This window comes from Azospirillum sp. UENF 111221 (assembly GCF_058780625.1).
In genome coordinates, this window is sequence record NZ_JBSNCH010000001.1 from 323,439 (window position 1) to 342,800 (window position 19,362).

Sequence of the window (19,362 nt, forward strand, 5' to 3'; positions counted from 1 at the left end):
GGCTGATCAGGATTGCCGCCCATGAGCCTGTTTCTCGATGCGCTGCTCGACAGCGGTTTGGACGACACCATCCGCGGGGTGCCGCCGGGGACGGCGCCGCTGCAGCTGCGCGATGTCGGCGCCCAGAACTGGCGGCCGGCTGCCGGCGACATGGCGCTGCCGGTCCTGACGCTCGACGAGGACGCGTTTGCCGCCAACCGCGACCTGATCCTTGCCTATGCGCGACAGCACGGTGTGGCACTCGCCCCGCATGCCAAGACGCCGATGGCGCCGCAGATCGCGTCGGGACTGGTGGAGGCCGGGGCCTGGGGCGCCACCGTCGCCAATCTGCAGCAGGCCGCCGTGCTGCTGCGCGCCGGCGTGACCCGGCTGATCCTCGGCAACGAGATCGGCGGCATCGCCAGCGGCAGACGGCTGGGCGCTCTGCTCGCCGCCCACCCCGACGCCGACCTGCGCGCCTTCGCCGACTCCCCGGCGGCGGTTGAGACGCTTGCCGCCGCCGCCAAAGCCGCCAGCCGTCCGCTGGCCGTCCTGGTCGAAGTCGGCGCCGGCCGCGGCGGCGCCCGCGACCGCACGGCGGTGGACGCGATCCTCACCGCGGTGCTGCTGCATCCCGGCCTGCTGGTTCTCGACGGCGTCGCCACCTATGAGGGGGCTGTCGCGACCTCCGATCCGGCCCAGACCGCCGCCAACATCGCCGCCCTGATGGAGCGGACGGCGGAGGCCTTCGCCCTGGTGCGCGCGCTGGCGCCGGAGCGGCCGCTGCTGCTCACCGCCGGCGGATCGGCCTTCTTCGACATGGTGGTCGCCGCCCTGGCGCCGGTTGCGAAAGCCGACGGCAACGCCACGCTGGTGCTGCGCAGCGGTGCCATCTTCTTCCACGACCACGGCACCTACGAACGCGCGCTCGGCGCGCTGGACGCCCGGCAGGGTTTCGCCTGCGGCGGGGCGACGGCCGCCGATTTCCGCCCGGCCCTGCGCCTGTGGGCGGAGGTGCTGACCCGGCCGGAGCCGGGGCTGGCGATCTGCGGCTTCGGCATGCGCGATTCCTCCTTCGACCAGGATTTGCCCCGCCCGCTGCGCATCCACCGCGACGGCGTGGCGCTGCCGGCGGACGGGCTGCGGGTGACGCGGCTGAACGACCAGCACGCCTTCGTCGCCGTGCCGGCCGGCACCGATCTTGCCGGTCACGATCTGGCAGTCGGCGACATCGTCGAGTTCGGCATCTCCCACCCCTGCACCTGCATCGACCGCTGGCGGGTGCTGTTCGGCCTCGATGCCGACGGGCGGGTGTGCCGTGCCTACCGCACCTTCTTCGGCTGACCCGAGACGGCCAGATTCCCCATGCAGACATTGAATTTCCAGCAGCTCTGGCGCTATCAGGACCAGCTGATCGACGGCACGCTGCACACGCTGCTGCTGACCCTGGTGGCCGCGGTCCTCGGCACCGCCATCGGTGTCGCCGCGGCGGCGGCGGTGCGCAGCGGGCCGCGTCCGGTGCGCTGGGCGATCCGCGGCTATGTCGAGCTGATCCGCAACACGCCGTCGCTGATCCAGCTGTTCGTGGTCTTCTTCGTGCTGCCGGGCTTCGGCCTGCGGATGGGGGCCTTCGAGGCGGCGTCCATCGCGCTCGGTCTCTATTTCGGCGCCTACTGCACCGAGATCGTCCGTGCCGGGCTCGATGCCATCCCCGGCAGCCAGGTGGAAGCGGGCCAGTGCCTGGGGCTCTCGCGCTGGCAGGTGTTCCGGTACATCGTGCTGCCGCCCGCCCTGCGCAGCGTCTATCCCGCCTTCACCAGCCAGTTCGTCCTGCTGCTGCTCGGCACCTCGCTGGCCTCGCAGATCTCGGCGGAGGAGCTGTTCCACACCGGCGGCTTCATCGAGACGCGCACCTACCGCAGCTTCGAGGTTTATGCCGTGATCTGCGGCATCTACTTCGCCCTGGTGATGACCTTCAAACTGCTGTTCGCCGCGGTGGGGCACCTCGCCTTCCGCTGGCCGGTTCGGCGCTGACGGAGACACCGGCCATGCGTTCCTTCTCCCTCGGCGACCTGCTGTCGCTGCTCAGCGCCCTGCAATGGACGGCCGTCCTCGTCCTCATCGCACTCGGTTTCGGCGCGCCGCTGGCGCTGGCGCTCGCCCTGATGCGGACCAGTGCCAGCCGCGCGCTGCGCTGGACCGCCACCGCCTTCCTGCAACTGGTGCAGGGCGTGCCGCTGCTCGGCCTGCTGATGTTCTTCTATTTCGGCATGCCGGTCTTCCTCGGCATCGAGATGCCGCCGCTGGTCGCCGTCGGCATCGCCATGACCGTATACACCGCCTCCTTCCTCGGCGAGATCTGGCGCGGCGGCATCGAGGCGGTGAAGCACGAGCAGTGGGAGGCCGCCGCCTGTCTCGGCCTGTCGACCTGGCACCAGTTCCGCTACGTCATCGCGCCGCAGGCCTTCCGCATGGCGCTGCCGCCGACCGTCGGCTTCCTCGTCCAGCTGATCAAGGGCACCTCGCTGGCCTCCATCGTCGGCTTCGTCGAGCTTGCCCGTGCCGGCCAGCTGGTCAGCGCCGCCACCTTCCAGCCCCTGCTGGTCTACTCGATCGTCGCGGCGATCTATTTCGCCGCCTGCCTGCCGCTCACCCTGTGGGCCCGTTCCCTGGAGGTCCGTCTCAATGGCGCTCGTTGACATCCGAAACGTTACCAAGAGCTATGGGTCGACCCAGGTGCTCAAGGGGGTGTCGCTCGACATCAAGGAAGGCGAGATCGTCACCATCATCGGCAAGTCGGGCTCCGGCAAATCGACCCTGCTGCGCTGCATCAACGCGCTGGAGCGCATCGACGGCGGCGAGATCACGGTGGAAGGCCAGCCGGTGCGCACCGACATGCCGAACCTGCGCGACTTCCGCCAGCGCGTCGGCATCGTCTTCCAGGCCTTCAACCTGTTCCCCCACATGACGGTGGAGCGCAACATCACGCTGGCGCCGGTCCTCAACAAGCGGATCGCCAAGGCCGACGGCCGGGCGCTGGCGCTGGACGTGCTGGAGCGGGTCGGGCTGGCCGACAAGATCGACGCCTTTCCGGCCCAGCTGTCCGGCGGGCAGCAGCAGCGCGTCGCCATCGCCCGCTGCCTCGCCATGAAGCCGCACCTGATGCTGTTCGACGAGGTGACCTCGGCGCTCGACCCCGAACTGGTCGGCGAGGTGCTGAAGGTGATGGAGGACATGGCACGCCAGGGCATGACCATGGTGCTGGTCACCCACGAGATGGGCTTCGCCCGCAACGTCGCCTCCAAGATCGTCTTCATGCACCAGGGCCGCGTCTGGGAAGAGGGGCCGCCGGCCGAACTCTTCGCCAACCCCCGCACACCCGAATTGCAGAGCTTCATCGCCTCCGTCCGCTGAGGCGCTGCCGTGCCATTCGCCGAACCAACCACCGGTTCCCTGCCGAGGACCGGACAACCACCAGAACAGAGGAGCAATGTCGTGAGACTCTTCCGGACCCTCGCCGCCGCCGTGGCGGTCTGCGCCACCGTCGCGCTCTCCGCCGCCGCCCTGCCGTCCGCCGCCAAGGCCGATGCCCTGCAGAACGTGCTGTCGGCCGGCAAGCTGCGCGTCGGCGTTCTGATGGACGCCGCCCCCTGGGGCTTCAAGGACGCCAAGGGCGAGGCCGCCGGCCTCGACATCGACTTGGCCAAGCTGATGGCCGCCGACATGGGCGTGAAGCTGGATCTGGTCCAGGTGACCGGCGCCAACCGCATTCCCAGCCTGCTCGCCAACAAGGTCGACGTGCTGATCGCCGCCGCCGGGGCCACGCCGGAGCGCGCCCAGCAGGTGACCTTCACCCAGCCCTACGCCGCGGTCAATCTCGGCGTCTACGGGCCGAAGTCGATGGCGAACGCCAGCGATCCCGAGGGTCTGAAGGGCCACAGCATCGGCGTCGCCAAGGGCTCGACGCTCGACATCTGGCTGACCGACAACGCTCCCGGCGCCAAGCTGGTGCGCTTCGAGGACACCCCCGGCGCCATCGCCGCCTATCTGGCCGGGCAGGTCGAAACCTTCGCCGAGAACAGCGCCATCGCGCTGAAGGTCGCGCAGGACAATCCTGGCAAGGAGGTCGAGCAGAAGTTCCTGATCCGCCAGTCGCCGGCCCATGTCGCCGTCCGCCACGGCGAACAGGATTTGGTCAACTGGATCAACACCTTCCTGTTCTACAACCGCCTGAACGGCAAGCTGGGCGCCCTGCAGATGACGTGGTTCAAGGAAAAGCAGACGCTTCCGCAGATGTAACCCGCCGTTCGGCATCCAAGAGAGGTTCTTTCCGATGATCACCAGGTTCCAGGTCGGTTCGCGCATGAGCCAGGCCGTCGTCTGCCAGGGCATGGTCCACATCGCGGGCCAGGTCGCCAACAACCGCACCGGCTCCATCCACGAGCAGACCCGCGACGTGCTGGCCAAGATCGACGCCCTGCTGGAGGAGGCCGGCAGCGACAAGTCCAAGCTGGTCGCCGTCAACGTCTTCCTGCCGCACATCACCGACTTCGACGCCATGAACGAAGTCTATGACGCCTGGATCGACCCGGCCAACCCGCCGGCCCGCGCCTGCACCGAGGCGCGGCTGGCCGACCCCGACCTGCGCGTCGAGATGACGGCGCTCGCCGCCCTGTAAGCGGGCTTCCTCGGTGAACCGGAAGGGGCGCCGGGCAACCGCTGCCAAGGCGCCCCTCCGCCAGAAGGTTTTTGGAATGCACACTGGCCTCTACCACGCGCTCGATTTCGCCGCCGACGGCAAGTCGCTGGATTTCCTCAGCATCCCGTTCTCGGTGGACCGCTCCCCCTATTATCAGGTGAAGGTTCCGGTCTGCCGCGTGCGCAACGGGACGGGTCCGCGCGTGCTGCTGATGGCGGGCAACCACGGCGACGAATATGAGGGCGAACTGCTGCTGGGCCGGCTGTTCCGCCGCCTCGATCCGGCGCGCATCCGTGGCGAGGTGACGATCCTGCCGGTCGCCAACGCCCCGGCGGCGATGGCGGCGCGGCGCCGGTCGCCGCTGGACGAGGGCAACCTCAACCGCGCCTTCCCCGGCGACCCCGCCGGCACGCCCACCTTCCGGCTGGCGTATTTCCTCGAACATGAGCTGTTCCCGCGCCACGACGTGGTGTTCGATATCCATTCCGGCGGCACCTCGATGGCCCACCTGCCCTGCGCCCTGATCGAACGGCAGGGCACGCCGGACCGGCTCGGCCGCGCGCTGGAGCTGATGCGGGCGCTCGGCATGCCCTACGGATTCGTGGCGGAGAACGGGGCGACAGCGCCGACCTCGATGGCCGCCGCCGCACGGGCCGGCGTCATCGGCATCAGCGGCGAGTTCGGCGGCGGCGGCACTGTGACGCCGGAGACCATGGCCTACACCGCCCGCGCCATCGACAATCTGCTGATCGCCGTCGGGTTGACCGACGCGCCGGTTCTCTCGGTTCCGGCACCGGTTCCGGCGCCGATGCAACTGCTTCAGCTTGACAGCCATCGGCAGGCGATCTACGCGCTGCGGCGCGGCTGGTTCGAGCCGGCGGTCGATGTCGGGGCGCGGGTCGCCGCGGGCGATCTCGCCGGCTGGTTCCACGACCTGACGCGGCTCGACCAGCCCGAGGAGGAACTGCGCTTCGAGGAGGCGGGCATCGTCATTTCGCGGCGCCTGCACAGCGACAGCGAGGCCGGCGACTGCCTGATCCAGGTGGCCCGTCCGGTGGAGGAGGCGGGCATCCTGGGGCGCGCGGCCTGACCGGGCGGCATCGCAGGGACAGGCGGCCAAGGAGACGGGCGACATGAGTGAGAGCAGCGCGGCCAAACGTCCGCCGACCATCGACGACGTCCTCCGCCTCCGCGCGGCGGAACCGGTGCCGTCGGCAGATGGGGACGCCACCGGTGACGCCGCTGGGGGGCCGGCTCCGACGCGCATCGTCGAGATCGCCCGGCTGGCCGGGGTGTCGCCGATCACCGTGTCGCGCGCCCTGCGCCAGCCGGAGAAGGTGGCCGAGGCCAAGCGCCGGAAGATCCTGGAGATCGTCGAGCGCACCGGCTACGCCACCAACCCGCATGCCCGCGCCCTGCGGTCGGGCCAGTCGAACATCGTCGCCGCCTTCGTCTCCAACCTGCAAAGCCAGCAGTTCTGCCTTGCCGTGCAGGGCTGCGGCGAGGTGCTGGAGCCGCAGGGCTACCAGCTGATGATCGGGCAGACCTCCTACTCCTACGCCAAGGAGACGACGATGATCCAGTCGCTGCGCGAGATGCGGCCGGCGGCGGTCATGTTCACCGGCGTCATCGAGATCGAGGAGAACCGGCGGGCGCTGCGGGCGCTCGGCATTCCGATCATGGAGACCTGGGCCTATCCCCGTGACCCTATCGACATGCTGGTCGGCTTCTCCAACATCGACGGCGGCCGTCTGGCGGCCGAGCATTTCGCCCGGCGGGGCTACCGCCGCGTCGCCTATATCGGCCGGCGCAGCGGCCGCGGTGCTCTGCGCCTCACCGGCTTCCGCGAGGGTGCCCGCGCCGCCGGGCTCGACATCGCCGCCGAGCTGTCGGTCGACAGGGTGACCAGCATGGTCGATGGCCGCCGTGCGCTGGCCGAGCTGCTGTCCCGCAAGGCGGCGGTCGAGGCGGTGTTCTGCGCCAACGACCTGCTGGCGACCGGCGCACTGCTGGAGGCACGCCGGCTGGGCATGCGCCTGCCCGACGACATCGCCATCCTGGGATTCGGCCACAATGACGTGGCCGAGGAGCTGCCGCCCGGCCTGACCACCATCGGCATCGACAGCCGCGACCTCGGCCGGCAGGCCGGGGCGATGATCCTGCAACGGATGCGCGGAGACATGCCGCCGGAGCCGATCCGTGCCGTCGAACTGACGCTGACCCATCGCGGCAGCAGCTGAGACGGGGCCGCCGGTCTGCGTGCCCGAGACTTTGTCCGACACTGATTGCGTGAGATGCTCTTAAGCCGAGTCCTGCCGATTGGCTGCATCGCCGCTCATCGGCAGTCAGCGCGGCAGGCCAGGCCGATGAGCGAGCGGGGAAGCATGGCGAACCGATGCCGGCATGGTGTCAGAAGAATTGCCTGCGCACCGCTGCCATGACGCACCTGTCATCGAATGGCCCGGTCGTGTCGGCCGCTCCGGCCGACCCTGCGCTCGAAGCCCGTATCCAGCGGATCGCAGCCGGTCTTCCGCCGCCGGTGATCGTCGCCGGTGAACCGGCCGACTGGCCCAGTCTGGCTGCGCACATGAGTTTGGCTGCGCGCATGGCGGCGCTGCATGTCCCTGGTGTCAGCGTTGCGGTCATCCATGAGGGTCGTCTGGCCTGGACGCGCGGTTTTGGGAACGTCACGGTCGGCGGCTCTCCGGTGACCGCCGACACGCTGTTCCAGGCGGCGTCGATCAGCAAGCCGATCACTGCGCTGGCGGTGCTGAGGCTGGTTCAGGACGGTCGGCTTGGCCTTGACGCCGACGTCGACAGCCACCTCGTTTCCTGGCACATCCCGCCTGCCGCCGGGTCGACCGCCGTCACTGTCCGCGGATTGCTGAACCATAGCGCGGGGCTGACCGTGCACGGGTTTGCCGGCTATCCGGCCGGTCAGCCAGTCCCGACGCTGGGTCAGGTGCTCGATGGCATCGACCCGGCGAACTCGCCGCCGATCCGCGTCGGCCAACCGCCGGGCACCGCATGGCGGTATTCAGGCGGCGGATATACGGTGCTTCAGCAGCTGTTGATCGATGTCACGGGCGAGGCGTTCCCCGTTCACATGGAGCGGGCGGTCCTGGGTCCATTGTCGATGACCGACAGCACATTCGCACAACCTCTTCCCGTCGACCGTGTCGCCGAGGCGGCGACACCCTACGGTTTCGATGGAAAGCCGGTCGAGGGCGGTCCCCACATCTATCCGGAGATGGCAGCCGCCGGGCTGTGGTCGACACCGTCCGACCTGGCGCTGGTTATCATGGCGCTCCAGCGCGCCTGGTCCGGCCGGCGCGATGAGGTGCTGTCGCCTGACATGGTCAAAACAATGCTGACGCCCGGTCTTGGCGGCTTCGGCCTGGGGTTTGGACTCGATGGCGGCGGAAAGGGCGGTGGACCAGACCCCTGCTTCTTCCACAGCGGGCTCAATGCCGGCTTTTCGTGCGTGATGGCGGGTTTCGTGGGCGGCAGCCAGGACGGAGCCGTGATCATGACCAACGGCTCTGCCGGGGCTGTCGCTCATGGCCTGCTGCGCGCGATTGCCGAGGAGTACGATTGGCCGGCGTTCCGGCCGGTCGAACGCCGGCTCGGTATCGCCGACCCGGCATTCTACGCCCGTTTGGCTGGCCGCTACCGCCTGCCCGATTTCGAGATCGCTGTCATTGCCGATGGCAATCGCCTGTACGGTCGGGTCGGCAGCGATCAGGTCGAGATGTTTTCCCTTGCCGGCACCGACGAATTTTTCCTGAAAGTCGATGTTTCGACGATCGCCTTTCGTATGCCTGCCGCCGGTCCTGCAACGGCGCTGGTTCTTCGGACCGGGAGCATCGACCAGACGGGGCTGCGGATCGATTGACGTTCGGCCGGTGCCGAGGTTGTGCCTCGCCGCGTCAATGACGACCGTTTTCATCGGGGGGGCCGATTGGAGCGTTCGCTATCCTCATCGCTCTCCCGGACTCAGCCGAACGCCCCGGTCCTGACCGTTCGCGCCCAGGCATGTGCAAGCGCCACGGCCTATCTGTCTGCCCTGCCTGTCATCGAATCGAAACGATCGGACCCCGCTTATGGAAGCTCTGAACCAACATCTGTTCCTTCTGCTGAACGCTCCATCCGATCCGCCGGCCGGGCTTCTCATGCTGGCGCGCTTTCTGGCGGACGATGTGGTGGTGCTGGTCGCGGCCCTGGTCGCGGCGCTGTGGGTGTGGGGACGGCAAGACGGACGCGCTGTCCTGGTCGGTGCCGGATGCGCCCTGCTGACGGCGGCGCTGGTCAACGCGGCGATTGGCGCGCTCTGGCATCATCCGCGCCCCTTCGTGCTCGGGTTGGGGCATCAGCTGATCCCGCATGCCGCGGATTCATCCTTCCCCAGCGATCATGCGACCTTCATGTGGACGATCGGGATCAGCCTGCTGCTGCGGGGGTCCTGGCAACGGCTGGGCTGGGGGATGATGACCTTCGGGATGGGCGTCGCATGGGCGCGCATCTATCTTGGCGTTCACTTCCCCCTCGACATGGCGGGTGCGCTTCTGGTTTCCGCCACCGCGTCCCTGCTGGTCATTCCGGCACGCCCCATCGTTGACGGAGTGCTGACGCCGGCCATCGTCCGGCTTTACGAGGGAACCGTGCGGTTGCTGCATCTGCCCGCCGCCCTGTTCCCGCTGGACCGCAAGTGATGGTTTGATGGGATCGTGCTCCCGAACCGCCTGGATCGGGAGCCGGACCCTTGCCGACATCGGGGGCAGGGCTCGAACCCGGGCCGAGCCTCGCTATGTCGCCACGCTGTCGGGGAAACGGGGATCATCCCAAACGGCCGAGCGCGCTCCCGTGGAGGCGTTTCCAGAAATGGGGAAACGCTTTCCCGGGAGCGCTGACGCTCATGCATACGCAGACACTTTGTTCGCGGAGAATGGCCCGCTTACTCCACCGTCACGCTCTTTGCCAGATTGCGCGGCTGGTCCACGTCGGTGCCCTTCAGCACGGCGGTGTGATAGGCCAGCAGCTGCACCGGGATGGCGTAGAGCAGCGGGGCGACCAGCGGGTCGCAGGCCGGCAGCTCGACCGACCAGCGCACCTTGTCCTTCAGCTTGTCGATGCCCTTGCGGTCGGCCAGCAGCAGCACCTTGCCCGACCGCGCGCAGACCTCCTGCACGTTCGACACGACCTTCTCGAACAGGGCGTCGGACGGCACCAGCACGATCACCGGGACATTGTCGTCGATCAGCGCGATCGGACCGTGCTTCAACTCGCCGGCGGCGTAACCTTCCGCGTGGATGTAGCTGATCTCCTTCAGCTTCAACGCCCCTTCCAGGGCCAGCGGATACATGGCACCGCGACCGAGATACAGCACGTCGCGGGCTTCCGACACCTCCTGCGCCAGCTCCTTCAGCCGCTCGTCATGGGCCAGCACGTCGGCGGCACGGGCGGGCACTTCGCGGAGCGCGTGGGCGATCTGCTGCATCCGCTCCTGGTCGATGGCGCCGCGGGCGCGGCCGACGGTGACGGCAAGGCAGGCCAGCGTGGTCAGCTGGGTGGTGAAGGCCTTGGTCGAGGCCACACCGATCTCCGGGCCCGCCATGGTGTAGAGCACCGCGTCGGATTCCCGCGCGATGGTGCTTTCCGGGGCATTGACGATCGACAGGATCTTCTGGCCCTGGCGCTTGCAATAGCGCAGCGCCTCCAGCGTATCCAGCGTCTCGCCCGACTGCGAGATGAACAGGGCGATGCCGCCTGGCGGCAGCGGCGCCTCGCGGTAACGGAACTCGGACGCGATGTCGACCTCGACCGGGATGCGGGCCAGCGTCTCGAACCAGTATTTGGCGACGAAGCCGGCGTAATAGGCGGTGCCGCAGGCGACGATGGTCAGCTTCGACGCACCGGCCAGATCGAACGGGAAGTCCGGCAGGGTGAAAGTGCCGGTCTCCGGGTTGATGTAGGCGTTCAGCGTGTCGCCGATGACCTGCGGCTGCTCGTAGATTTCCTTGAGCATGTAGTGGCGGTAGCCGTCCTTGCCGATCAGGGCGCCGGACACCGCCGTGGTCTTCACCGGCCGCTCGACCACCGCATCCGATGCGTCGTGGACGATGGCGGCGGTGCGGCTGACCTCGACCCAGTCGCCGTCCTCCAGATAGCAGATGCGGTTGGTCAGCGGCGCCAGCGCGAAGGCGTCCGACGCCAGGTACATCTCGCCGTCGCCATAGCCGATCGCCAGCGGCGTGCCGTGGCGGGCGCCGATCATCAGCTCATGCTCGCCGGCGAAGATCAGCACCAGGGAGAAGGCGCCGGTGAAGCGCTTGAAGGCGGCGGCCGACGCCTGGACCGGGGTCATGCCCTGCCGGTCCAGGTAGTAGGTGACGAGATGGACGATCACCTCGGTATCGGTGGCGCTTTCGAAGACGTAGCCGTGGCCGGTCAGCTCGTCCTTCAGCTCCTGGTAATTCTCGATGATGCCGTTGTGGACGACGGCGACACGCTTGGTGGCGTGCGGGTGGGCGTTGTTCTCCGTCGGGCCGCCGTGGGTGGCCCAGCGGGTGTGGCCGATGCCGACCGTCCCGGACAGCGGCTGGTCGCGCAGCTTCATGTCCAGGTTGGCCAGCTTGCCCTCGGCGCGGCGGCGCTCGATATGGCCGTTCACCAGGGTGGCGACGCCCGCGCTGTCATAGCCGCGGTATTCGAGCCGGCGCAGGCCCTCCACCAACCGGGGGGACGCGTCGTGGATGCCGTTGATGCCGATGATGCCGCACATGGACCTGATGCTCCTGAAAAAGGTGCCGGCTGACGAGCCGGAGAGAAACGGATCCCGGACCGATCCTACGCCTTTTTTGCTTTCTCGTTTTGCTTCCGTTCGCGAAAACGCTTTGCCCAGCCGGCGTACGCCTTCTGGTTGCCGCGGGCGACCACCAGCGCGTCGGCCTCCACCGCCATCGTCACCACGCTGCCGGCGCCGACAATGGCACCGTCGCCGATGACGACCGGGGCGACCAGGGCGCTGTTGGAACCGATGAAGGCCCCGGCGCCGATCTCCGTCCGGCTCTTGGAGAAGCCGTCGTAATTGCAGGTGATGGTGCCGGCGCCGATGTTGGCCTTGGCCCCGACGCGGGCGTCGCCGATGTAGGTCAGGTGGTTGGCCTTGGCCCCGGCTTCGATCACCGCGTTCTTCACCTCGACGAAATTGCCGATGTGGGCGTCCGGGCCGATCTCCGCACCCGGGCGCAGCCGGGCATAGGGGCCGATGACGGCGCCACTGTCGATGCGCACGCCTTCCAGATGGCAGTAGGGCTTGATTTCCACCCGGTCGGCGACCGTCACGCCGGCACCGAAGAAGCAGCCGGGGCCGACCACCACGTCACGGCCGAGCCGGGTGTCGACGCTGAGGAAGATGCTGTCGGGGTCGATCAGCGTGGCGCCGTTGTCCATCGCGGCTTTGCGCAGGCGGCGCTGCAGCAGCTTCTCCACCTCCGCCAGCTCGGCGCGGGAATTGACGCCGACCACCTCGGCCGGAGCGGCCTCCACCACGGCGCAGGCCATGCCGGCGCGGCGCGCGATCTGGACCACGTCGGTCAGGTAATATTCGGACTTGGCATTGTCGTTGCCGACGCTGCCGATCAGGTCGACCATGCGCGCGCCGTCGAACGCCATCAGCCCGGCGTTGCACAGGGTGACCGCGCGCTCCTCCTCGCTGGCGTCGAGATATTCGACGATCTTCTCCAGCCCGCCGCGGGCGTTCAGGATCAGGCGGCCATAGGCGCCGGGATCGTCGGGGCGCATGCCCAGCACCACCACGGCCGGGTCGGCCGCCTGCCGGCGCGCCTGCACCAGCGCGCGCAGCGTGTCCGGCGTCACCAGCGGCGTGTCGCCGTACAGCACGATGACGTCGCCGGTGAAGCCCTCCAGCAGGCCGAAGGCTGCGCGCACGGCGTCGGCGGTGCCGCGCTGCTCGTGCTGGACCGCGGTGGGGTAGGGGGCGACGGCGGCGGCCACGCTGTCCATGCCGGGGCCGACCACGACCACGACATGGTCGGGGTCGAGCGTCTTCACCGCGGCCAGCACATGCCCGACCATCGGCCGGCCGGCAACCCGGTGCAGCACCTTGGGCAGATCGGATTTCATGCGTGTGCCCTTGCCGGCGGCGAGGATCACGCAGGCGAGCGGACGATGGGCCATGGTGATGTTCCTGGTCGAGCCTTGAAGTGGAAGGGAAAGCCGGTCGATGAAGGCGCCGTACTTGAGCCGGTAAACGTTAAGACATCGCTGCTGGAAAGGACGGCGCTTCTACCGGAGTGGGCGCCGCACCATCCGCATTTCCGAGAATGGTGTGCCACAGCACAGCATGGAAGCCCAAGTCAACTTTTGTTTCAATCTGCAATAAACAAATGTTTCCAACGGGTTACCTGCCAGGTTCCCCCATGACTCCCGTCGGTTCGCCCGGTCGCATGGGTTTCGTGATCCTTCAGTGACATGTATCCGATGACGGTCGTGATCTCCAGGGCAGGACATCCGAATTCCGCCGGCAGAGAGGATGATTCCTTTCACAGATCACGGAAATGTTTCCTTTCAGTTCCGGCCGATTTTTCTTGCCAGGATCAGGGCGCCGCCAAATCCTATTCTGTCCCCGAGGTGTCCGGGAGCGGCGTTGAACAGTATTGTCACCGAAGTAGCGTTTCGCTTCCCCTGCGTCAATTCGGCCTTTAGGTCCGCGCGGCACGGTACCCACAGCCGGCTACACGGTCTTTTTCCGAGTAGCCAGGACCGCAGAGCCGTCATAGTCATGCCGCCGTCCGGCCGGCGAGGTCCGATGACGTCTGGCCAATGCACGGCTGCCGGCACCATGGCGCGGTGCAGGGAGCTTTCAGGCTGTGGGAGGGCCGGAAGATCCGTCCTTCTGCCGCAGTGCCTTGAGCAGGGCAGCCCGGAGGGTCTCGGGCGAGCAGGGCATCTCCAGCAGGATTCCGCTGAAGGCGCCGGCTTTCCAGCGTTGCAGAAGGCTGGAATCCCCGGTAATGCCGATCCATGGCAGGGGGTAGCCGATTTCGGCTTCAAAGCGGCTGGCCAGCTGGTCGCCGGTTTCCTGGCCGTTCGTCGGAGGAAGAAGCAACACCGTCGGACGGAGATTGTCTGCCCTGGTGTCGGCAATGATGTCATCCAGGTTGTCGCCGGAAACGACTTGGCATCCCCAGGATTCCAGCAATGCTTCGACGCCAAGGCGCAGAACGGCGTTCTGCTCCAACACAACGACGGTGTTCCCTTTGATTGCCGGCACTGTGCGAAGCCCTCCAGCCGTGAGTGGTCCGGAACATTTCCCGAGACGGTAACTCGGGGGCCTGGGTGGACATTGCATACGGTCTCAACTTTGTCATTAACCTGTGATGGCTTCAACCGACAGTAGGTTCGAGGCGCGATGTCCACCGACCGCGGGGCGATCCGGGTTCGGATAGCGACGGGTACATACACCGATACTATCCCTTTGAACGGAAGGGGTATCCCTCAGGACCCGCGTGCCGGAACCGCAAAGCCCCTAGACTGGCAAGGGTCGATCCGGCGCTGCCGGGCGACGGGACGCCGATCCGGGGGAGGACGCGCCATGATGCAGGACGATGCCCTGACAGCCGGCTCGCTGGCTTTCACCGTTCTGCTGCTGACGTTGGCCGCAGCCGGCAGGCACGACAATCAATCAAAAACCTGCCGGGTGCGGGTCGGACGGCGGCGTGTTTCGCGGCCGTCCGGCCAGCGTCATGGCGGCAGCCGATGGGAAGGAACTCCACCATGGCCTCTCGCATGGCTCGGATCGTTCATATGGGCAAACTTGGCGGCTTTGCGGCGTTGCTGGACGGCAGGATGCTCGAGCTGGAAGGCTGTTTCCTCTGGCCGTCGGCCACGGCGCTGAGCGACGCGGGGCGGCGGGCCGGCATTGCGCTGTCCGATCTGGTCCTGGACACCCGATCCACAACGGGACCGGCCGGGCCGGCTGCCGCGGTCAGCGCACGGTCTGCGGCGAGGCTCCGGCCCGGCGGTCTGCCGCTGGCGGCGTGACGCCGGTCAGATGGACCACCACGCTGCCGAAATCGCTGTCCGTCTCCAGCCGGACCGGCAGCGGCGGATAGCCGGCGGCGACCGGGGCCAGCCACAGATTGACCGGCGGCCGGTCGGCAGGATTGTTGCGCTGCCAGAAGCGGCCGCCCGACGATGACCGGGCATAGCCGGCCACCGGCTTGTAGCTCACGCGGCATTGCTGGGCGACGCCGGAGAAGATCGAGTAGCGCGACGGGTCGACGATCCGCCGCCCCACCTCGCTGAACACCATGTCGTAGCGGCGGCGGCCGTCGAACACCGGCAGCGACCGGTCGCAGCCCTCGCTCGCGCCCACCGCGAACAGCAGGTCGAGCACGGCGGTCAGCGGATCCAGCGTGCCGCGCTGCAGGTCCGGCGGCACCGTCTCGCGGTCGTCCTTGTCCGCCGGCGGCGTGACGCTGGTGGAAATCTCGCCCTGCGGTCCGTAGGTCAGCGTGACGTTGCGCGGTTCGCCGCGCAGCTGGCTGGTTTGGCGGTGGCTGTCCGGCCGCAGATCGTCGCCGCGGACATGGCCGTCGCTCTCGGAGTCGGTGCGCCAGCTGAACAGCCGGCCGATGGTGCCGCCGGTGACCGCCGACACGGCGATGCGGTAGCGGTCGCCGGCCACGTCCAGCGTCGCATTCACGTCCAGCGCGGTCACCCCGCCGACGAAGACCCGGTAGGTCGCCTTCACCGGCTCCGCCGACGCCACGGCCGTTGCCAGCGGAAGCAGGGGCAGTGAGAGGCCGGCCGCAATCAGGGCCGTCCGGGCAGGGCAGAGGAGATGGCAGAGGAGATGGCGGGGAAGGCGGCGGGGGCTGGGCTGGGGCACGGTCCAAAGCTCCTGCGGTCGTCGTGTCGGTTCGGGGGCGACGTTTTCGGGGGTGTCGTTTCGGGTGGGCAATCTTTTTTAAGATGGGGATGAATCTGACGCTTGACACCCGTTGGGGAAGGCCGTAGAAACCCGCCCACCGCAGCGGCGGGGCCGACGAAAGACGGTCGCGGCGCAAAAGAGTTCGGTACAGAGTTTCAGGGTTCGGGCGCGTAGCTCAGCGGGAGAGCATTCGCTTCACACGCGAAGGGTCACAGGTTCAATCCCTGTCGCGCCCACCATTAAAAAGGCTCCGGACAATAGTCCGGAGCCTTTTTTGCTTTCCGCTCCTGTCTGACCGCAGTTGCGTGCGCTGGCGCGGACCGGCACAGCCAACATCGCAAAATCCTTATGTAATGGGCGATCCCGCGGTCGATTGACGCAGATCAGCCCCTTTTGCGCTGCAATAGGCTAGACAGGGCATCATTCCTGTCACCCGCTTCGGAAAGCCAACTCACATGGACGATACCCGTATCGCTTTGCTGTCTCTCGCCCTGCTGGTCGCCGTCCTGGCCGTCATCATCGGTTCGGTGATCCTGGTGCCGTCCTTCACCGCGCTGCTGGCGACTCTGCTCGCCTGGGCGAATCTAGCCTATCTGGTCGGCATCACCTTCAAGCGCTGATGGCCAAGCGCTGATGGCCAAGCGCCGATAGCCGGTAGCCGATCCGGAACCGCGGCGGAGAGGGAGGCCGCCCTCTCCGCCGCGGCTGCCGAACCATGACGGTTCGGCAACAGTCTGTCCTGCGGAAAGCTTTTCTGGACAGGAACGGTCCGTCGGGGTATCCAGCGCCCGTTTCGCTGTGCCAAGGACCGACGCCATGACACCGACCGCCGCCCCGTCGTCTTCCAATCCGATCGGCACCCTGTCCGCCGGCACCCTGCCGGTCCTGCGGACGGTCGAGGATTTGCGGTCGCAGGTCGCCGCCTGGCGCCGGGAGGGGCTGACCGTTGCACTGGTGCCGACCATGGGCGCCCTGCATGATGGCCATCTGGGCCTTATCCGGCGCGGTCGCGAATTGGCCGACCGGGTGGTGGCCAGCGTCTTCGTCAACCCGACCCAGTTCGCCCCGCACGAGGATTTCGACCGCTACCCGCGCGATGAGGACGGCGATGCCGCCAAGCTGGCCTCGGCCGGCTGCCATGCGCTCTATGCGCCGACCGTGCGCGCCATGTATCCCCAGGGCTTCGCCACCGCCATTTCGGTCGGCGGTCCGGCGGAGGGGCTGTGCGGCACCTTCCGGCCGCAGATGTTCGGCGGCGTGGCGCTGGTGGTGACCAAGCTGTTCCTCCAGGCCCTGCCCGACGTGGCGGTGTTCGGCGAGAAGGACTATCAGCAGCTGATGGTGATCCGCCGCTTCACCCGCGACCTCGACATTCCCGTCCGGGTCGAAGGGCTGCCGACGGTGCGCGAGGCCGACGGGCTCGCCATGTCCTCGCGCAACGCCTATCTCAGCGCCGACGAGCGTGCCCGCGCGCCCGAACTGAACCGGGCGCTGACCGCCGCCGCCGCCGCGCTGGCGGGTGGGGCGGAGGTCGACGGTGCGCTGACCGGCATCCGCGGCCGCATCGCCGAGGCCGGCTTCGGCACCATCGACTATGTCGAGCTGCGCGACGCCGAAACGCTGGAGCCGGTGAGCGCCGTCACCCGGCCGGCCCGCCTGCTGGCCGCCGCCTGGATGGGCAAGGCCCGGCTGATCGACAATGTGCCGGTGATCCCCGCCGGCTGACCGGCCGAAGATTAGGCCCCCAACATTGGGGGCCTGAACATTGGCCGTTGCCGGCATGATCGGCATTTGACCGGCATTTGTTGTGCGCCTAGCATTCCCGGACGGGCAGGATCCCCGATGGGTTTCGTGGCCCCCGCGATGGGGGCGGAAAGGCCACTTTGCGGCTCGTTCGTCGCAACCGGCAGGGGGAAACGGTTTCCCTGATGCCAATCCTTCTGACCGGCCTGCTGCTGGTGCTGGCGGCGTTGGGGGGCACCGCCGCTTTGGTCGCCACCCGCAACCGCGCCCCGGCTTCCCAGACACAGCTGGGACCCGACAAGAAATACGCGGCGCTGCCGCTGATGACCTTCAGCCTGGGCGGCAACGATGCCCGGATGGTGGACGTCAAGGTGCTGCTGGAGATCGACCCGTCGGTGGACGGCAAGGTGGCCGACCCCTATGTCCCCCGCATCACCGACCGGCTGTCCGACCGCATGCGCCAGCTCGACCCGCAGCAGCTGACCGGCGCCGACGGGGCGATGCTGATGAAAAGCACGATTGCCGGGGTCCTCGACCGCGAACTGCGCGGGGTGCGGGTGAGGGAAATCCTGCTCGACCGGATGGTGGTCAGGTAGCAACTCCCCAAAAAAGAAGCCCGGCCCCCGCGGACTGTCCGCAGAGGCCGGGCGGCTCGTGCAGCCGTTCGTTTGGTTTTCAGTCGGCCAGCCGGGTGGTCAGGCGCGGGGCGGTGTTGCTGGCCGCCGCGACATAGCGGGCGCGCAGCGGCTTCAGGACGAACAGGGCGAGGAAGGCGGCCAGCGCGTTGACGATGGCGACGCTGTAGAAGACGGTCTGCCAGCTGCCGGTCGCCTCGACCATCAGGTTGCCGACGGGCACCAGCAGCGCGGCCACGCCCTTGGCGGTGTAGAGAAGGCCGGCGTTGGTGGCGGCGAAGCGCGACCCGAAGGTGTCGCCGCAGCAGGCCGGAAACAGGCTGAAGATCTCACCCCAGGCGAAGAACACCAGGCCGGTCAGGATGACGAAGGCGACCGGGTCGGCACCGTATGCGCTGAGCGCCATCACGCCCACCGCCTCGATGGTGAAGGCGATGAACATGGTGTTCTCGCGCCCGATATGGTCGGACACCCAGCCGAAGAAGGGCCGCGTGATGCCGTTCATCACCCGGTCGATGGACAGCGCGAAGGTCAGCGCCGGCAGGGTCAGGCCCAGGATGCTGACCGGGGCATCGATCAGCCCCATGTCGGTGGCGATGGGGCCGAGCTGGGCCGTCACCATCAGGCCGCCGGCGGCGACCATGGTGAACATGCCGTACATGATCCAGAAGACCGGCGTCCGCAGCATCTCCTGCGGGGTGTAGTGGCGGCGCTGCGGGGCGGAGCCGCCGCGCGCCTGCCCGTAGCCGTGCTTTGGCGGGTCGGCCATGAACCAGGCCAGCACCAGGATGACCATCCCCTGGCCAAGCCCGAAGGTCATGAAGGTGTTCTCGAAGCCCGAGGTCTCGATCATGGTGGCGATCGGCACGACGGTGAGGGCGGAGCCGGCGCCGAAGCCGGCGGCGGTCAGGCCGGCGGCCAGACCGCGGCGGTCGGGGAACCATTTCAGCGCATTGCCGACGCAGGTGCCATAGACGCCGCCGGCGCCGATGCCGCCGATCACCGCGGCGAGATAGAGCAGGGTCAGCGAATCCGCCACCGCGTTCAAGGCCCAGGACAGGGCGCACAGCGCGCCGCCCACCAGCACGACGATGCGCGGACCGAACCTGTCGACGAACCAGCCCTCGACCGGCACCAGCCAGGTTTCGGTGACGATGAAGATGGTGAAGGCCACCTGGATCGCGGTGCGGCCCCAGCCATGCTTGTCGTCGATCGGCTCGACGAACAGGGTCCAGCCATATTGCAGGTTGGCGATCATCGACATGCAGACGATGCCAATGGCCAGCTGCATCCAGCGCCCGCCCCAGGGTGCGACCTGGGCCGTATTGCCGTGCGTGTCACGCACCATG

At 68.0% G+C, this 19,362-nt stretch carries 18 protein-coding genes and 1 tRNA gene; 14 read left to right on the forward strand and 5 right to left on the reverse strand.

Annotated features, from left to right (window positions below):
* The first annotated feature begins 21 nt into the window (after positions 1-21).
* From ACWPN3_RS01375 to ACWPN3_RS01420, 10 genes are all read left to right on the forward strand, one after another.
* Positions 22-1,323 carry an alanine racemase gene (locus ACWPN3_RS01375; RefSeq protein ID WP_492242219.1) on the forward strand — a complete coding sequence of 434 codons (1,302 nt, stop codon included), beginning with the start codon at positions 22-24 and terminating at the stop codon, positions 1,321-1,323.
* Positions 1,324-1,344: 21 nt separating this feature from the next.
* On the forward strand, positions 1,345-2,013 hold the full coding sequence (locus ACWPN3_RS01380) for an amino acid ABC transporter permease (RefSeq protein ID WP_109446949.1): 669 nt from the start codon (positions 1,345-1,347) through the stop codon (positions 2,011-2,013).
* Between the two features lie 14 nt (positions 2,014-2,027).
* Positions 2,028-2,678, forward strand: a complete 651-nt coding sequence (locus ACWPN3_RS01385) for an amino acid ABC transporter permease (RefSeq protein ID WP_109446951.1) — start codon at positions 2,028-2,030, stop codon at positions 2,676-2,678.
* Entirely contained in the window at positions 2,665-3,393 is a 729-nt protein-coding gene (locus ACWPN3_RS01390) for an amino acid ABC transporter ATP-binding protein (protein ID WP_109446953.1), read from the forward strand. Before ACWPN3_RS01385 ends, ACWPN3_RS01390 begins: the two co-directional genes overlap by 14 nt.
* Positions 3,394-3,474: 81 nt before the next feature.
* Complete coding sequence (locus ACWPN3_RS01395; RefSeq protein WP_109446955.1) at positions 3,475-4,278, forward strand: transporter substrate-binding domain-containing protein; 804 nt, start codon at positions 3,475-3,477, stop codon at positions 4,276-4,278.
* Between the two features lie 34 nt (positions 4,279-4,312).
* The gene (locus ACWPN3_RS01400; protein ID WP_109046903.1) at positions 4,313-4,657 is read left to right on the forward strand and encodes a RidA family protein; all 345 of its coding nucleotides are present in this window, start codon (positions 4,313-4,315) and stop codon (positions 4,655-4,657) included.
* Between the two features lie 76 nt (positions 4,658-4,733).
* Positions 4,734-5,768 carry a M14 family metallopeptidase gene (locus ACWPN3_RS01405; RefSeq protein ID WP_109446958.1) on the forward strand — a complete coding sequence of 345 codons (1,035 nt, stop codon included), beginning with the start codon at positions 4,734-4,736 and terminating at the stop codon, positions 5,766-5,768.
* 43 nt (positions 5,769-5,811) lie between these two features.
* Positions 5,812-6,918: a LacI family DNA-binding transcriptional regulator gene (locus tag ACWPN3_RS01410; protein ID WP_492242218.1), complete on the forward strand. Its 1,107-nt coding sequence runs from the start codon at positions 5,812-5,814 to the stop codon at positions 6,916-6,918.
* Between the two features lie 197 nt (positions 6,919-7,115).
* Positions 7,116-8,573 (forward strand): serine hydrolase, encoded by a 1,458-nt coding sequence (locus ACWPN3_RS01415; protein WP_492242217.1) that lies wholly within the window; start codon positions 7,116-7,118, stop codon positions 8,571-8,573.
* A gap of 208 nt (positions 8,574-8,781) precedes the next feature.
* Entirely contained in the window at positions 8,782-9,390 is a 609-nt protein-coding gene (locus ACWPN3_RS01420; RefSeq protein ID WP_109446964.1) for an undecaprenyl-diphosphatase, read from the forward strand.
* Positions 9,391-9,632: 242 nt separating this feature from the next.
* Here ACWPN3_RS01420 and glmS read toward each other — a convergent pair whose 3' ends face one another.
* The 4 genes from glmS to ACWPN3_RS01440 all read right to left on the reverse strand — a co-directional run bounded on the left by glmS (position 9,633) and on the right by ACWPN3_RS01440 (position 15,593).
* Positions 9,633-11,459 carry a glutamine--fructose-6-phosphate transaminase (isomerizing) gene (gene glmS / locus ACWPN3_RS01425; protein ID WP_492242215.1) on the reverse strand — a complete coding sequence of 609 codons (1,827 nt, stop codon included), beginning with the start codon at positions 11,457-11,459 and terminating at the stop codon, positions 9,633-9,635.
* 65 nt (positions 11,460-11,524) lie between these two features.
* A complete protein-coding gene (gene glmU, locus ACWPN3_RS01430) occupies positions 11,525-12,877 on the reverse strand; it encodes a bifunctional UDP-N-acetylglucosamine diphosphorylase/glucosamine-1-phosphate N-acetyltransferase GlmU (RefSeq protein WP_109446968.1) in 1,353 nt (450 codons plus the stop codon).
* A 685-nt stretch (positions 12,878-13,562) separates the two neighbouring features.
* Complete coding sequence (locus tag ACWPN3_RS01435) at positions 13,563-13,973, reverse strand: hypothetical protein (protein WP_492242214.1); 411 nt, start codon at positions 13,971-13,973, stop codon at positions 13,563-13,565.
* A 714-nt stretch (positions 13,974-14,687) separates the two neighbouring features.
* A complete protein-coding gene (locus ACWPN3_RS01440) occupies positions 14,688-15,593 on the reverse strand; it encodes a DUF3108 domain-containing protein (RefSeq protein ID WP_492242213.1) in 906 nt (301 codons plus the stop codon).
* 206 nt (positions 15,594-15,799) lie between these two features.
* On the opposite strand from ACWPN3_RS01440, the gene ACWPN3_RS01445 reads away from it, so the two are divergent.
* The 4 genes from ACWPN3_RS01445 (at position 15,800) to ACWPN3_RS01460 (ending at position 17,974) form a co-directional block, all read left to right on the forward strand.
* Positions 15,800-15,874 (forward strand) — tRNA-Val (locus tag ACWPN3_RS01445).
* A 216-nt stretch (positions 15,875-16,090) separates the two neighbouring features.
* A complete protein-coding gene (locus ACWPN3_RS01450; protein ID WP_098737443.1) occupies positions 16,091-16,255 on the forward strand; it encodes a sugar tyrosine-protein kinase in 165 nt (54 codons plus the stop codon).
* Between the two features lie 196 nt (positions 16,256-16,451).
* Positions 16,452-17,360, forward strand: a complete 909-nt coding sequence (panC, locus tag ACWPN3_RS01455; RefSeq protein ID WP_492242212.1) for a pantoate--beta-alanine ligase — start codon at positions 16,452-16,454, stop codon at positions 17,358-17,360.
* A 203-nt stretch (positions 17,361-17,563) separates the two neighbouring features.
* On the forward strand, positions 17,564-17,974 hold the full coding sequence (locus ACWPN3_RS01460) for a flagellar basal body-associated FliL family protein (protein ID WP_109446978.1): 411 nt from the start codon (positions 17,564-17,566) through the stop codon (positions 17,972-17,974).
* 79 nt (positions 17,975-18,053) lie between these two features.
* Here ACWPN3_RS01460 and oxlT read toward each other — a convergent pair whose 3' ends face one another.
* Entirely contained in the window at positions 18,054-19,361 is a 1,308-nt protein-coding gene (gene oxlT, locus ACWPN3_RS01465; protein ID WP_492242211.1) for an oxalate/formate MFS antiporter, read from the reverse strand.
* Position 19,362: the final 1 nt, after the last annotated feature.